At 73.8% G+C, this 14,896-nt stretch carries 14 protein-coding genes, 1 pseudogene and 1 riboswitch; of the genes and pseudogenes, 1 reads left to right on the forward strand and 14 read right to left on the reverse strand.

What is annotated here, in order from left to right:
- Positions 1-117: 117 nt before the first annotated feature.
- From ACFZDE_RS34550 to ACFZDE_RS34610, 13 genes and pseudogenes are all read right to left on the reverse strand, one after another.
- A pseudogene (locus tag ACFZDE_RS34550) lies at positions 118-303 on the reverse strand (alpha/beta fold hydrolase); the annotation flags it as partial.
- A 71-nt stretch (positions 304-374) separates the two neighbouring features.
- Positions 375-1,031 (reverse strand): maleylpyruvate isomerase N-terminal domain-containing protein, encoded by a 657-nt coding sequence (locus ACFZDE_RS34555; RefSeq protein WP_391207050.1) that lies wholly within the window; start codon positions 1,029-1,031, stop codon positions 375-377.
- Between the two features lie 76 nt (positions 1,032-1,107).
- Positions 1,108-1,962, reverse strand: a complete 855-nt coding sequence (locus ACFZDE_RS34560) for an ATP-binding cassette domain-containing protein (RefSeq protein WP_390999564.1) — start codon at positions 1,960-1,962, stop codon at positions 1,108-1,110.
- Entirely contained in the window at positions 1,959-2,708 is a 750-nt protein-coding gene (gene cbiQ / locus ACFZDE_RS34565; RefSeq protein ID WP_390999561.1) for a cobalt ECF transporter T component CbiQ, read from the reverse strand. Before cbiQ ends, ACFZDE_RS34560 begins: the two co-directional genes overlap by 4 nt.
- A 6-nt stretch (positions 2,709-2,714) precedes the next feature.
- Complete coding sequence (locus tag ACFZDE_RS34570; protein ID WP_391207053.1) at positions 2,715-3,083, reverse strand: energy-coupling factor ABC transporter substrate-binding protein; 369 nt, start codon at positions 3,081-3,083, stop codon at positions 2,715-2,717.
- Positions 3,080-3,781, reverse strand: a complete 702-nt coding sequence (locus tag ACFZDE_RS34575; protein WP_390999556.1) for an energy-coupling factor ABC transporter permease — start codon at positions 3,779-3,781, stop codon at positions 3,080-3,082. Before ACFZDE_RS34575 ends, ACFZDE_RS34570 begins: the two co-directional genes overlap by 4 nt.
- A gap of 29 nt (positions 3,782-3,810) precedes the next feature.
- Positions 3,811-3,996: riboswitch (cobalamin riboswitch) on the reverse strand.
- 128 nt (positions 3,997-4,124) lie between these two features.
- Positions 4,125-5,633, reverse strand: a complete 1,509-nt coding sequence (locus ACFZDE_RS34580; protein ID WP_391207056.1) for a protein kinase — start codon at positions 5,631-5,633, stop codon at positions 4,125-4,127.
- Between the two features lie 217 nt (positions 5,634-5,850).
- The gene (locus ACFZDE_RS34585) at positions 5,851-7,164 is read right to left on the reverse strand and encodes an MFS transporter (RefSeq protein WP_391207060.1); all 1,314 of its coding nucleotides are present in this window, start codon (positions 7,162-7,164) and stop codon (positions 5,851-5,853) included.
- Positions 7,161-9,023, reverse strand: coding sequence for an ABC transporter permease subunit (locus tag ACFZDE_RS34590; protein ID WP_391207064.1), 1,863 nt, complete (start codon positions 9,021-9,023; stop codon positions 7,161-7,163). The genes ACFZDE_RS34585 and ACFZDE_RS34590 overlap by 4 nt, the downstream gene beginning before the upstream one ends.
- 41 nt (positions 9,024-9,064) lie before the next feature.
- A complete protein-coding gene (locus ACFZDE_RS34595) occupies positions 9,065-10,564 on the reverse strand; it encodes an ABC transporter substrate-binding protein (protein ID WP_391207066.1) in 1,500 nt (499 codons plus the stop codon).
- 23 nt (positions 10,565-10,587) lie between these two features.
- Positions 10,588-11,121, reverse strand: coding sequence for a GNAT family N-acetyltransferase (locus ACFZDE_RS34600; RefSeq protein WP_391207069.1), 534 nt, complete (start codon positions 11,119-11,121; stop codon positions 10,588-10,590).
- Between the two features lie 75 nt (positions 11,122-11,196).
- Complete coding sequence (locus tag ACFZDE_RS34605; protein WP_391207072.1) at positions 11,197-11,994, reverse strand: VOC family protein; 798 nt, start codon at positions 11,992-11,994, stop codon at positions 11,197-11,199.
- Between the two features lie 110 nt (positions 11,995-12,104).
- Positions 12,105-12,932 (reverse strand): SDR family oxidoreductase, encoded by an 828-nt coding sequence (locus ACFZDE_RS34610; RefSeq protein WP_391207075.1) that lies wholly within the window; start codon positions 12,930-12,932, stop codon positions 12,105-12,107.
- 125 nt (positions 12,933-13,057) lie between these two features.
- Here ACFZDE_RS34610 and ACFZDE_RS34615 point away from each other — a divergent pair, with 125 nt between their 5' ends.
- The gene (locus ACFZDE_RS34615; RefSeq protein WP_391207078.1) at positions 13,058-13,534 is read left to right on the forward strand and encodes a DUF4396 domain-containing protein; all 477 of its coding nucleotides are present in this window, start codon (positions 13,058-13,060) and stop codon (positions 13,532-13,534) included.
- 50 nt (positions 13,535-13,584) lie between these two features.
- On the opposite strand, the gene ACFZDE_RS34620 is transcribed toward ACFZDE_RS34615, so the two are convergent.
- Positions 13,585-14,871 carry a cytochrome P450 gene (locus ACFZDE_RS34620; RefSeq protein ID WP_391207101.1) on the reverse strand — a complete coding sequence of 429 codons (1,287 nt, stop codon included), beginning with the start codon at positions 14,869-14,871 and terminating at the stop codon, positions 13,585-13,587.
- Between the last annotated feature and the right edge of the window lie 25 nt (positions 14,872-14,896).

The raw sequence follows: 14,896 nt of genomic DNA on the forward strand, positions 1-14,896 counted from the left end.
CCGCACCTGGGCTCACACATACCCCCCACCAAACCGGCCCCGCCGATCGCCCCGCCCCACGCTCACGGCACCCGGGGGGGGGGGGGGGGGGGGGCGCGGGCCCCCCCCCCCCCCCCCCCACGCCTCGAGATCCGAACCCCCGGAACCGACGTAGTCGAACAGCACCACCCGGTAGCGCCGCGCGAGCTCCGGTACCACCAGCCGCCACATGTTCTGGTCACAGCCGAACCCGTGGGCCAGGAGCAGCACGGGCGCGTCGTCGGGTCCGAGGACGTTGACATTGTTCCTGCGGCGGATGTCCATCCGGCCATGCTCGCATCCCGGCCGGAACTCTTCGACGCCGGGCCCGTCGGCAGTCCTGCACGCCCGCGGCGTCAGCCCAGGTAGAGCGGCACCTTCGGGGCGAGCGGGCCGAGCCCGGCCCGCTCCTGCTCGGTCGCGGCCCGGCGCCCGGTGCCGATCAGCAGCGCGTCCACGTCGTGGAAGGCGGACGGGAACGGGCTCCCCACGATCTCCTCCAGCATCTCCCGCGACCGGGTGAGCCCCTCCGCGGGCGGCTGCTCCGCGCCCGGGAGGTGGGCGATCAGGTCGAGGTGGTGCAGCGTCCACTCCATGACGTAGGTGGAGAGGAAGTCGCCCACGGTGAGGATCTCGCCACGGGTGCCGACCCGGCCGGCCGGATCGGCGAGCAGGGCCGCACGACCGGCGGCCGAGCCGACGTCGTCCAGATGGAACTTCAGCAGGCCCGGATCCTCGTACGCGGCCGCCAGCCGGACGGTCAGCGCGTCGAGCGGGTCGTCACCGGTCGGGGGAGTGCGGGAGACGTCCCAGTACGTCAGCGCGTCACGGGTCGGTTCCCGGTCGGACGGCGTGGCCAGCGTGATCAGGACGTCCTGGGCGTCGACGACCAGATGGCACACCAGGTCCCGGACCAGCCAGCCCGTACAGCCGGAGGGCCGCCCGAAGTCCTCGTCGGACAGATCCGCCACCGCCGCGCGCAACGCCGTCCAGGTGCGTGAGAAGAGATCCACCCCGGCAACGTAGTGCGGCGCCGCGAGACCGGACAAGCACGTTTCGGGCGACCGCTCGTGAGCGCACCGGCGCCCTTCACGCTCCGGGCGCCCCCAGCCGTCCGCCCACCAGGGCGGCGAGTTCCTCCGGCGTCCGAGGACCCGGCTCCGCCTCGGCCAGCAGACCCTGCGCGCGCAGCAGTTCCGCGGTCGCCGCGCCCCACGGCAGGCGCAGCCCCGCCTCCCGCAGGAGTCCGGTGCGTGCCAGTGCCGTGGCCGCGGGACCGGTGCGGACACCGGACGGGGTGAGCAGCGCCGCGTCGTCGGCCCAGCGCAGGGCGAGGTCGACGTCATGGGTGGCCATCACCACCGTGGTACCCGTGGCCCGCAGACCGTCCAGGGTGGTCAGGAGCCGCTCCTGACCGTCGGGGTCGAGCCCCGCGGTCGGCTCGTCGAGGACGAGGACACGCGGCCGCATGGCGACCGCGCCCGCGATGGCGGTGCGTTTGCGCTGCCCGTACGAGAGCAGATGGGTGGGCCGGTCGGCCAGGTCCGTGATGTCCAGGGCGGCCAGCGCCTGCGCCACCCGCGCCCGCACCTGCGCGTCGTCGAGCCCGAGGTTCAGCGGCCCGAACGACACGTCCTGCTCGACGGACGCCGCGAACAACTGGTCGTCCGGGTCCTGCACGACCAGCTGCACGGTGGTCCGCAGCCGGGTCAGCCCCTTGCGGTCGTACGACACCGGCCGCCCCTGGACCGTCAACCGCCCCTCGTGCGGCCTCAGCCCGCCGGAGAGCAGCCGCATCAGCGTGGTCTTGCCGCTGCCGTTGCGGCCGAGCAGGGCGAGCGCGCGCCCTTCGTGGATGTCGAAGTCGAGCCCGCTGAGCACGGCCGGGCCGTCCTCGTAGGCGAAGGACGCGCCCCGCAGGGCGACGAGGGCGGGCTCGCTCATGTCAGCGGCCTTTCCAGGACGAGGGTGAGGACGGCCAGCGCGGTGAGCAGCGCGCAACTGGCCGCCGTGAAGCGGGCGGAGACCCGGGCCTCGGGCACCAGGACGCGCAGGGTGCCGTCGTAACCGCGCCCGGCGAGTCCGGACTGGAGCCGGGTCGCCCGGTCGAAGGCCCGGACGAACGCGGTGGCGCCCAGCCCGGCCAGGGAACGCCACTCGGCCGCCCGCCCGGTGTGCCCGAGCCGGGCCGCCTGGGCCTGCCGGACCCGGCGCATCGAGTCCAGCAGCAGGAAGCTCATCCGGTACGTCACGAGCGCGACGTCCACGACCGGCGCGGGAACCCCCGCCCGGACCAGCCGGGGCAGCAGGTCGGACATGGGCGTGGTGAAGGCGAACAGCAGCACGCCCAGCGAGGCCGCCGAGGTGCGCAGCAGCAACTCCCCGGCCCGCAGCGGCCCGTCCTGCGCGAGGGAGACGAACCCGCCCGGCCCGCCCACCTGGACGAGCAGCGTGACCGCGCCGGTCACGCAGAAGCCCAGCGGCACCCGGTAGGCCCGCCACAGTCGCCGCCCGGGCACACCGGCCGGCCCCAGCAGCACCACCAGGGCGGTCAGCAGCACCAGGGCCGCGCCCGGCCAGGGCGGCAGCGAGATCGCGAGCACGGTGAGGCCGAGCCCGAGCACGGCCTTGTCCACGGGATGACGGCGGCGCCAGCGGCTGCTGTGCGCCGCCGCGTCGATCGGCAGCACCCGGGCTCAGTCCCGTTCCGCGGCGGACTTCCCGGCGGCGCCGGTGAGCGTGGAGCCGGACTCCCGCTCCAGCGCCCGCTGCTCGCCCTGCCTGCGGCCCCGGTGCAGACCGAAGTAGTAGGCGAGGACACCCGCGCCGAGCGCCGCCTGGAGGGTGAACAGCGCCGACTCGATCTCACCGGAGGGCGGCTCGTACAGCGGTGAGAACCACGGCTCGTAGTCCGGCTTCAGCTCGGTGATGGCCGTCTCGGCCTCGGCGTCGGCGCCCGTGAACGGCTCCTCCTTGTGGTCGCCGAGACCGAGTGCCAGCGGCAGCACGGCCAGCGCCGCCACGACGAACAGCAGCACCAGGTTGATCTTCGTGTTCCTGCTCATCGCGCCACCGCCTCGGTCTCGGTCCGGGTCTGCTTCTTGGCGAGGAGCACACCCAGCCGGGTCAGTTCGCCCTTGCTGGACTGCACCAGCAGCCGCATCACCAGCACCGTCAGCAGTCCCTCGCTCACCGCGAGCGGCACCTGGGTGACGGCGAAGATGGACCCGAACTTGCCGAGCGCGCCCAGGAATCCGCTGCCCGGGTCGGGGAACGCGAGCGCCAGCTGCACGCTGGTGACGCAGTAGGTGGACAGGTCGGCGACGAACGCGCCGGAGAACACCGCCACCATCAGCGGCGCGTTGGAGCGCCGCAGCAGCTGGTAGACGGCGTATCCGGCCCAGGGGCCGACGATCGCCATGGAGAAGACGTTGGCGCCGAGTGTGGTCAGGCCGCCGTGCGCGAGCAACAGCGCCTGGAACAGCAGGGTGATGGTGCCCAGCACCGCCATGATCGGCGGCCGGAACAGGATGGCCCCCAGCCCCGTGCCGGTGGGGTGTGAGCAACTGCCGGTCACGGACGGCAGTTTCAGGGCGGACAGAACGAACGTGAAGGCGCCGGACGCACCGAGGAGCAGGGTGCTCTCGGGGTGCTCGCGCACTTCACGGGTGAGTGACCGGACTCCGTGGACGACGAACGGCGCCGACGCGACGCCCCAGGCGACCGCGTGCGCCGGAGGAAGGAAACCCTCGGCTATGTGCATGGCTCAGCAGACCCTCTCCAGCACCTCGTGGATGGTTGACGCGCCTTGGCCGGTCTCCTGGCTGACGGGTACCACCGCCCGGACTCCGCCTTCCCGGGTCACAAGGACCCAGTGGCTGCCCGCGAGGGCCGGAGCCGGACTTCCCGATTCACAGTGGCGAGGGCCGCACCGGCATCACACCGGATTTCCCGTTCACCAAGGCCTGGTGACAATAAGGCCGGGGTAAGGGCGATGACAAGCCACGCAAGGGGCGCGTGAGGGGGCGCCCGTTCGCACACCGGCGCATCCCCCGGCTGATCCACGTGCTCGTGCCGGACGGCCGCCGTACGAGGTCCGGGCGGCGTCAGTCGTCGTCCCCGTCGTCTCCGCCGTCGTCGCCGGCCCCGTCGTCCCCGGCCTCGCGGGGCTTCTGCGGCTTCGGCTCCACCCGCCCGCCGGGACCGGCTTCCTCTGGCCCGGTCGCGGCGCCGGGCGGGGGAGCGGCGGGCGTCGGGGAGGCGGCCGGGGCGGACGGAGTGACATCGGCCACGGTGCCGGCGGCCGGCGCGTCGGCCGTCCCCGTCCCCGGTCCCGTTCCCGCCGCAGGATCGGCTTCGGAACCGGCCCCGGTACCGGACCCGGTCCCGCCCTGCGAACCGGAGGACGAGGACGACGCGGAGTCGGTGGAGGGCGTGGCGGCGGGGCTGCTCGCCGTCGGAGACGCGTCGGGTTCCGTGCCCTCCGTGGTCGTGTCGGGCGAGAACCAGCGCATGCCGATGAGCATCGCGGCGACGAAGAGCGCCGCGGCGGCGGCCGTCGCGGCCAGACGCGTCCGGTTGCCCGGGCCACCGCGCCCTCGGGAGCGGCCCGAACGCCCCGGCTGGGCCGCCCGGGCCGCGCTGCGGTGCCCCGGAGCGGCGGGCAGCGCGTACGTGGTCGGGTTGCCGGTCCCGGCCGTCGGGTACGGGCCCGGCCCGGCGGGCATCGCGGCGGACGTGGTCCCGGGCCGCAGCGGCGGTGAGACCTCCGGCAGCGGCTCGGCCAGACCGCGCCAGGCGCCCCCGGCGAACCACTCGGCGGCCTGCCGGGCGGTGGGCCGGTCCTCGGGCTGCTTGGCGAGCAGCCCGAGGAGGTAGTTCTCGAACGCGGGCGGCAGCCCGGCGACACCGAGCTCGCGGGGCGGCACCGGCACGGCGTCCAGATGCTGGTGCAGGAGGGCGACGGCGGTGTCGGCCTGGAACGGCGGGCGTCCGCTGAGGAGCTGGTAGAGCACGCAGCCCAGGGAGTACATGTCGGAGGCGGGGCCCGCCTGCTTGCCCAGGGCACGCTCGGGCGCGAGGTAGAGGCCGGTGCCGACGATCTGGCCGGTGGCGGTGAGCGCGGCGCCCGGGTCGTCGAGGAACCGCGCGATGCCGAAGTCGCCGATCTTCAGCGTGCCGCCCGTGTCCAGCAGCAGGTTGGCGGGTTTGACGTCCCGGTGCACGATGCCCTGCCCGTGCGCGGCGGCGAGCCCGGCGGACGCCTGTGCGGCCAGATCGGCCACCCGCTCGGCGGGGAGCGCGCCGGAGGCCGCCAGCACCCCGGCAAGGCTGTCGCCCTCGACCAGCTCCATCACCAGATAGAGCCGGTTGTCGTACTCGCCGAAGTCCAGGACACCGACCACGTTGGGGTGGTTGAGGCGCCCGGCGGTCTGAGCCTCCAGACGGAACCGGGAGGTCGCCGTGGCATCGGTGTCCTGGGGGAGCAGCAGCTTGAGGGCCACCGCTCTGGCCAGCGTCTCGTCGTACGCGCGCCAGACCTCTCCCATTCCACCGCGCCCGATCTCAACATCCAGCCGGTAGCGGCCCGCTAGCAGCACTCGTCCTCGTCTCATGACTGTGGGAAGGGTCATCGCCGCAGGCCGAACTCCCCGATCGCGCACGGGGATTGGTGGGGGGTGCCGCAGCCGACCCAGGATACTGGCGCGGCGTGCCCCCCGAACTCCGCGGCGGTGCCCGCACCGGGCGCCGCCTCGTACATCCCGGGCGAAGAGGTCACCCTCCGGGGTGACGCCCGGGCCCGCCCGGGCGCCCCGGGGCGCGGGCGCCCCCTCAGGCCGCCGTGCCCGCCGCCTTCGCACCGCCCGGCAACTCCTTCGCGCGGCGCGGCAGCAGGGCCACCGCCAGGGCCGGGACGGCCGCGAGGACCAGCCACGGCACGGCCGCCGGCAGCCCCAGGTCGAGCAGCGAGCCGGTGGCCGCGCTGCCGGCCAGGACGATCAGGCCGGAGACGGACGACAGCGCGCCCATGTAGAGCCCCAGCCGGCCCTCCTCGGCGAGGTCGGGCACCCAGGCGCGCGCGGCGGGCACCACCAGCATCTGCCCCACGGTGAGCAAGATCACGAAGCCCGCGGCCGGCAGCAGCCCGGCGAGGCCGGTCCAGCCGGCCGGGCGGGCCGCGGCCACCACCGCGAAGCCGGACGCGATCAGCAGCAGTCCCGCGGTCATCGAGCGGCGCAGATCGAGCCGGTCGCCCGCCCAGCGGGTCACCGGCAGCTGGGTGAACACCACCAGCACCGAGGACAGGGCGAACAGCCAGGACAGCGGCGCCTGGGAGCCCGCGGCGCGCTGCACCTCCTGAGGCAGTGCCAGATACAGCTGGTTGTAGGCGAGCAGATAGGAGCCGTAGGCACAGCACAGCGCGAGGAAACGCCGGTTGCGCAGCAGCGCCCGGGCCCCGCCCCGCGAGCGCACCCGGACCCGGCCGGGGATGTGCTGCGGCATCAGCCACAGGTGCCCGGCGAGGACCAGGACGAAGACCGCGGCACCCGCGAGGCACGCCGTGCGGAAGTCCACGGCGAGCAGCAGCGCCCCGAGCAGCGGCCCGGCGAACGCCCCGACCTGGCCCGCCACGCTGAACAGGGCCAGGACCCGGGTGCGCGGCCCGTGCCCGCTCTCCTCCCGGACGACCGCCTGGCGGGCCACCTCGGACTCCACGGCCGGGGAGAACAGCGCGGCGGCGAACCCGATCACCAGCACCGCCCCGATCACGGCCCCCGGCGCCCGCGCGTACCCCAGCCACACGAAACCGGCGATCCGCAGCACGCAGCCCGCCAGCACCACCGGCCGCACCCCGAAGCGGTCGACGAGCCACCCGCCGACCACGAACAGCCCCTGCTGGCTGAAGGTGCGCAGCCCGAGGACGAACCCGACCAGCCAGCCCGCCATGCCGATCGCACCGCCGAGGTGCTCGGCGAGGAACGGCAGGACGGCGTAGAAGCCGATGTTGAAGGCGAGCTGGGTGAGGATCAGCAGCCGCAGCAGCGGCGACAGCTGCCTGCACAGGCGCCAGGTGCCGACGCGGGCACCGGCGTCGGACGGGCGGGCGGCCTCGCGGGCCGGAGCGAGGGGGGCGGGGTCGGTCATCGGTCTTCTGTCTGTGCGGTGGACACGGGCGTCAGGAGGGCGTCGGGGCGGTCCGGTTCGCTGCGCGGGACCGGCACGAACCGGTCCTCCTCGGGCGGTCCGGCAGGACCCGCGGGCCGCCGGATGCGCGGCCGGGGGAGCCGTACACCGCTCGCGGCCGTCACCGCGAGCGCCCCGAGCAGGGCGAGGACGGCGGCGGGGAAGAGGACGGCCCACGGGGCGCGTTCGGCGTACGGCTGGTTCTCGGCCAGCAGCAGGCCCCAGTCGGGGGACGGCGGCTGGGCGCCCAGCCCGAGGAAGCCCAGGGCCGCGAGGCTCAGCGCGATGCCCGGCAGCCGCAGCAGCGCGTGCCGGGCGACCGGGGGCGCGACGGCGGGCAGCAGCTCGTGCCGCAGCAGGTGCCAGCGGCCCGCCCCCAGCGCCCGGGTGGCCGTCAGATGCGTGGTCGCGCGCTCCTGCCGCAGCAGGGAGGAGGCGTGCGCGGCCAGCGGGCACCAGGCCACGACGGCCACGGCGAACGCGGGCGTCCAGGGCCCGCTGCCCATGACGCCGGTGACGAGGAGCCCGGCCAGGACGGGCGGTACGGCGCTCAGGGTGTCGACCAGCGGCCCCGACACCCTCGGCAGCAGCCCCAGCAGCAGCCCGGCGACGAGGGCGGCGGCGCTCACCGCGAGGGCGGTGCCGAGAGTGGTCAGCGCGCCGTGGGAGACGCGGGCGAGCACGTCCCGGCCGAGCGCGTCCGTGCCGAACGGGTGCTCGGGGGAGGGGGCGCGCAGTCGGGCGAGGGTGTCCAGGGCGAGCGGGTCGCGGAGCAGCCCGAAGCCGATGACGGCGGCCAGCAGCCCTCCGTACAGCAGGGGGAGTGCGCGGGGCGCGGGCGGCCGGGGCCCGTGCAGGGACTGCAGGGCGCCGTCGCGCAGCGCCGGACCGATCAGCAGCCGGGCGGCGAGCCGGGCGAGGAGCCCCGCACCGGCCGCGAGCAGGACGAGGGCGAGGGTGCCGGTCTGCAGGACGGGCAGGTCCTGGGCGAGCGCGGCCTGGAGGGTCAGCCGGCCCAGGCCCGGGATGTCGAAGATCTGCTCGACGGCTACCGCTCCGCCGGTCAGGCCGACCACGAACAGCGCCAGGTTCGGCAGCAGTCCGGGCACGCAGCGGTGCACCGCCTGCCATGCCACGGACCTCGACGGAATCCCGCGCGCCGCGGCGGCCCTCGCCCAGGGTTCTCCGAAAGCGCCGGGCAGCAGGTCGTCGAGCATCCGTCCCAGGACCGCCCCGGCGGGCAGGCCGAGGGCGAGCGAGGGCAGCACCATCCACCGCGGCCCGTACCAGCCCAGGGCCGGCAGCCAGCCCAGCTGCACGCCGATCACCGAGGCCAGCACGGCGGCGACGAGGAACTCGGGCAGTGCGGCCAGGACCGCCGTCGGTGTCCCGCCGGGGCGGCGCGCCCCGAGCCGGCCCCGCGCACCCAGCCGTAGCGTACGGGCGCAGACGGCGGCCGCCGTGCCCGCGGCGACCAGCAGGGCCCCGGACATCAGCAGCAGGGACACGCCGAGCGCCCGCACGACGTCGGGCAGCACCTCGCTGCCGGACACCCAGGACGTGCCGGCGTCGCCGTGCGGCAGCCCGCCGAGCCAGCGGCCGAGCAGCGCCAACGGGCCGTCGTCCAGGCCGAGTTGCTCGCGGATGGCGTGCAGGGTCCCGGGATCGGGGTCGCGGTCCGCCGAGCGCGCCCGGAGCACGGTCAGCGCCGGGTCGGTACGCGACAGCCACGGCAGCAGGCCGATACCGCACACCAGGGCGGCCACGAGCCCGGACCGCCACAGCAGGGCCGGGACGCCGCCGCCCGCGAGTGCGCGCACCCGGGCGACGGCGGCCTTCGACCAGGGGGTGTTCGAGCCGTTCAGCGCCGGGTCCCCGTCCCTATGAGGGTGCGCTCGTACGGATCGGGCAGCGCGCCCTTGACGGACGTCGCGATGCCCTCGACGAGTCGCATGTGCACCAGCGGGATCACCGAGTCGGTGCCGAGGACGGCGGCCTCCGCCTTCATGGCGGCGTCCTGCCGCTCCGCGGTGCCGGACTCGGCCTGGGCGGCGGCGACCAGCTTGTCCACGGTCCTGTCGCACAGGAACGACAGGTTGTTGGAGCCGTCGCAGGTGTAGTCGCTCGCGAGGACGGTGACGGGGTCGCCGGTGTCGAGCATCATGTTGCGGGAGAAGACCGCGGCGTCGAACTTGCCGCTCAGCAGGTCGCCTTCGAGACGCGCGTAGGTGCGCACGTCCAGTTTCACCTCGAACCCCGCCTTGTTCAGCTGCTGTTGGAGCACCTGGGCGGTCTCCGGCAGCTCGGGCCGGTCGCTGTAGGCGGCGAGGGTGACGCGCTCGCCGTCGGGGGCGGTCGCCCGCGCCCGCCCGGCCGGTTCGACGCGCTTGCCGGCGGCCCAGGTCAGAGCCGGGCCGAACAGGCCCTGCGCGGGCACGGCGTAGCCCTCGTAGGCGCCCTTGGCGATGACCGAGGTGTCGATCGCCTCGCGCGCGGCGGCCCGCAGCCCCGCGTCGGTGAACGTCCCGGACTTGGTGTTGAGGTACAGGCTGGTGTTGCGGGCGGTGTCGACCTCGTGGACTTCGTCCTCGTCCAGGGAGGCGACCTGGGCGACGGGCAGGGCCTCCGCGATGTCGACCTCGCCGGTGCGCAGGGCGTTGGCGCGGGCGGTGCCGTCGGAGACGAACCGCGCGGTGACGCCGGACGCCTGGGCCCGGCCGCCCCAGTAGTCGTCGAAACGGTTCAGCGTGGCCGCGGTGTCACCGTCGACCCCGGTGAGGGCGAAGGGGCCGGTGGCGGTGCCGACGACGTTCACTGTGCCCTTCTTCGTGTACGCCTTCGGCGCGAACACCGAGAGGGACGGGTTGGACAGCCGCAGCGGCAGGACGGGGTCGGCCTTGCCGGCGCTGACCCGGACCCGCTGGTCGTCCTCGGCCTCGGCGGTCAGTTTCACTCCGGCGAGCGCGGACGGCGCGGGGTCGGCCTTACCGGCGGCGGTGAGAGCGGCGGCGACCGCCTTGGCGGTGACGGCCTGGCCGTTCTGGAACCTCGCGTCCCGAAGGGTGAACAGCCAGCTCCTGCCGCCGTTCTCGCTGCTCCACGACTCGGCCAGCGCGGGGACCGCCGTGCCGTTCGCGTCCAGCTTGGTCAGCCCCTCGATGACGCCGAGCCGGGACAGGAGCATCGCGTCCTGGCCGTACGGCGAGTAGTTCTCGGTCGGGGCGAAGGGCAGGGCGACCCGCAGCCGGGCGCCGTCGCCGGAGCCGGAGGAGGCCGACGCGTCGTCACCGGAGGACGCGAAACACCCGGAGAGCAACGGCAGGACGAACAGCCCGGCTATGAGCCGGCGGGGAGTTCTCATGGTGTATATGAATACCATTTTCGTTAAGCGAGCGGTATCTCGAAGTGCGCGACGTCACTGCCCCGGCCGGGCGCTTCCCGCTCGTCGCAGATCATCTTGCCCAGCGTCCGCCACAGGCCCAGCGCGCCGGGGGAGTGCGGATAGGTGTGCAGATACACGGACCGGTATCCGCCGTCGCGGCGGGCGAACTCCAGCAGTTCCTCGGTCAGTCGGCGGGCCAGACCGCGCCGCCGGTGCTCGGGGCGCACGTACACCCGGCGCAGCTGAGCCGTCTCGCCCGAGGGGAACCGCTCGGCCAGCCAGCGCGGGTTCGGCGGGTGCTCCGGGCCGCGCGCGTCCAGTGCCGCCGTGGCCGCAATCGCCCCGTCCCGCTCGTCCACGGCCACCAGGAGGGTGTGCCGGGGTGGCGTGACGTAGAACGGCACCGGATCGATGATGTCGGCGTGCCATCGCGGCACGTACCCCGTGCCGAAGTCGCGGTACACGGCGTCGAGCATCACCGCCCGGGCCCCGTCGATGTCGGCCACGGTGGCCGCCCTAATGCTGTAGTCACGCATTTGCGCATCATATGCAAGAAGGGTTCGCACCTCGGTCGGGGGTCGCCGCGGCGGTCGGCGTGCCGGGGTGGGCGCTCAGCTCTCGGACGGGGCGAGCACCACGAAGTCCGCGTTCGCCGGGTCGAGACAGACGGCGAGCCGGCCGACACCCTCCATGGTCACCGGGCCCATCTGCACACTGCCGCCGTTCCCGGTCACCTGGGCCACCGCCGCGTCGCAGTCCTCCACCGCGAAGACCGGGTGCCAGTACGGCCGCCCGCCCGTCGTCGCCAGGTCCTCCTTGCCGAGCTGCATGAGTCCGCCGTGCATCCGGTCCTCGGGCAGCCCCGCCGGAGTGATCAGGGTGTACGCGCCCGCGCCGCCCGGCAGCGGCATGTCGCTGAACTGCCAGCCGAAGAGGCCGCCGTAGAAGTCCCGCGCGCCCGCGGCGTCCGGTGTGTACAGCTCGGTCCACGACAGCGAGCCCGGCTGGTCCACCAGCTCCATACCCTTGTTGGTGCCCGGCTGCCAGACCGCGAACTGACCGCCCAGCGGGTCGCTGTACTGCGCCATCCGGCCCCAGTCGTCCAGGTCCATCGGCGCGACCCGCACACTGCCGCCCGCCTGCTGCACGGCCTGGGTCGTGGCGTCCGCGTCGGTGACGCTGTAGTAGAGCATCCAGGCCGGGCGCGCGCCCTCCTCGGTGAGCTTGCCGAGCCCGGCGACGACCTTGCCGTCCTTCTTGAACATCCCGCCCTCGAAGTCCTCACTCTCGCCCATGGACTCGTAGTCCCAGCCGAGGACCGCACCGTAGAACGCGGCGGCGGCCCGGACGTCCGGAGTGCCCAGGTCGAGCCAGCAGGGGGAACCGGGGACGAAGTCCGTGGTGATCATGGCGATGCTTCCCTTCCGCGGGGCCTGTGTGCCCAGCGTGACACCGAGCACCGCCCGTCGCCCGTCGGCCGCTCGCCGTTCGGGGGAACCCGGCGCACGCCGGGGCGGTGTCAGTGGACGGACAGCCCGCCGTCGACGAAGACCGACTGCCCGGTCACATACGCGGACGCGGCGCTCGCCAGGAAGACGGCCGCGCCCGCGAAGTCCTCGGCGAGGCCGTTGCGCCCGATCATCGTGCGGGCGGCGAGGGCGGCCACCGTCTCCGGGTCCGAGGACAGCCGCGCGTTGAGCGCCGTCATGACGAAACCCGGCACCAGGAGGTTGCAGGTGACCCCGCGCGGCGACCACGCCTCGGCCTGGGACCGCGCGAGGGCCTCCAGACCGCCCTTGGAGGCGCCGTAGGCGCCGCTCTGGACGAACGCGCGATGCGCTTGCTGGGAGCTGATGTGGATGATCCGCCCGAACCCGCGCTCCGCCATGCCCGGTCCGAAGCGCTGCCCCAGCAGGAACGGCGCCTCCAGGTTCACCGCCATCGTGGCGTCCCAGACGTCCTCGCCGAGCTCGTCCATCGGGGGACGCAGGTTGATCCCGGCGCTGTTGACGAGGATGTCGGGCTCCCCGAACACCCCGGCCGCCCGTTCGGCGCCCGTGCGCACCCCGTCGCGGGTGCTCAGGTCCGCGCTCACCCACGCGGCTCGGCGGCCCCGGGCCGTGAGTTCCTCGGTCGTCGCGATCAGTCCGGCCTCACCGCGGGCCATGACCACCACGCTCGCCCCGGCCCCCGCGAGGGCGCCGGCGATGGCGCGGCCGATCCCGGAACTGCCGCCGGTGACCACCGCGACCCGGCCCTCCAGGGAGAACAGCTCGGAGAGGTAGTCCCGCGCGGCGTGGGACGGCGGGGGTGCCGGCTCGGACGATGGCATCGGATGGGTCGTCATGGCGACCCACTCTAGGTCGATCGTCCAGGCGGCCGTCGGGCGGTGCCGCTCACCCTGTGGAATCGCCCGGCGCGCCCTGGCCGGTAGCTCGTCCTGATACCCCTAGGGGGTATATAGTCGGCCCCATGGACCACACCGCTCATGAACACGGGAAGCACCGGCACGGCACCGCGTCCTGGGGGACCGCGGTGAAGGCGACGCTGCACTGTCTGACCGGGTGTGCGATCGGCGAGATCCTCGGCATGGTGATCGGCACCGCGGCGGGATGGGGCAACGTGCCCACCATGATCGTGGCGATCGGGCTCGCGTTCCTCTTCGGCTACTCCTTCACCCTGTTCGCGGTCCTGCGCGCCGGCCTCGACCTCAAGGCCGCGATCCGGGTCGCCCTCGCCGCGGACACGGTCTCGATCGCCGTGATGGAACTCGTCGACAACCTGATCATCGCGCTCACCCCGGGCGCGATGGACGCCCAACTGTCGGAGGGGCTCTTCTGGTACGCGCTCCTGGGCGGCTTCGCGGTCGCCTTCCTGATCACGACCCCGGTCAACAAGTGGATGATCGGCCGCGGCAAGGGCCACGCCGTGGTCCACGCCCACCACTGACGCGGAGGTGCGGGCGCCTCGGTGTGCCGGTTCACCGAGGCGCGCTCGCCTCAGGCCGGGGTGACCTCCACCGGCAGCTTCTTGATGCCGTTGACGAAGTTGGAACGGACCCGCGGGACGTCACCGGTCAGTCGGATGTCCGCCAGGCGCGGGATCAGTTCCTCGAACATGATGCGGATCTCGGTGCGGGCGAGCAGGTTGCCCAGGCACAGGTGGGGGCTGCCCTTGCCGAAGGTGACGTGGTCGTTGTCGCGGCGCGTGACGTCGAAGTCGTAGGGATTGCCGAAGACCTCCTCGTCGCGGTTGCCGGAGGCGAACCACATCACCACCTTGTCGCCCTCCCGCACCCGCTTGCCGCGCAGCTCGACATCGCGCGTGGCGGTGCGGCGGAAGTGGTAGACGGGGGAGGCCCAGCGCAGGAACTCCTCCACCGCGACCGGGATCAGCGAGGGGTCCTCCTGGAGGCGGGCCAGCTGCTCGGGGTGCTGGATGAGGGCCAGCATCGAGTGGGAGATCGTGTGCCGGGTGGTCTCGTTGCCGGCGACGACCAGCAGCAGGAAGTAGTTGTCGAAGTCCTGCGCGGAGAGCGGTACGCCGTCCCGGGGCGTGGTGTTGACCAGACGGGAGACCAGGTCGGTGCCGTCACCGCCGCGGCGCCGCCCGGCCAGCTCGCGGCCGTACTCGAAGACCTCCAGTGAGGCGGGTGAGCGGAAGGGCAGATCGCGGTAGCGCTCGCTCTCCTCGCTGTGCAGCAGCACGTCGGCGTAGTCGGGGTCGGTGTGGCCGATGATGCGGTTGCCCCAGTCGATGAGCTTCTGGTTGTCCTCCGGCGGCACGTCCAGCAGCCGGGCGAGCACGTTGATGGGGAAGTCGGCCGAGACGTCCTCGACGAAGTCGAAGCGGCCCTTGGCGAGGGCGGCGTCGAGGGTCCTCGCGGTCAGCCCGCGCAGGAAGTCGGTGTAGCCGCTGATCACGTTCGCGCCGAACTGGCGCTGGATGAGGCTCCGCAGCGCCCGGTGCCGCACCCCGTCCAGTTCGAGGATCGAGGCGCGCTTCTTGATCTGGTCGTCGTCGACCTCCTCCAGGTTGACGAACCGCGTCGACGTGAAGGTCTCCGCGTCACGGTCGACCCGCACGATGTCCTCGTGCCGCGTCAGCGACCAGAAACCGGAGTTGGGCGCCTCCTCGGGCTGCCAGTGCACCGGGTCCTCGTGGCGCAGGGTGTGGAACATCCGCCACGGCGTCACACCGTCGGTGAAGCGGTCCAGGTCGGCGAGGTCCACATCGGCCAGGGGCAGCGGCTCGCGCACGGCGTCGGTCGGGGTCTCGGTGGTCATCGAAGGGCTCCTCGGCGTAACGGGG

Origin of the sequence: Streptomyces sp. NPDC007929, from assembly GCF_042959065.1 — a bacterium.
Taxonomy (GTDB): Bacteria; Actinomycetota; Actinomycetes; order Streptomycetales; family Streptomycetaceae; genus Streptomyces.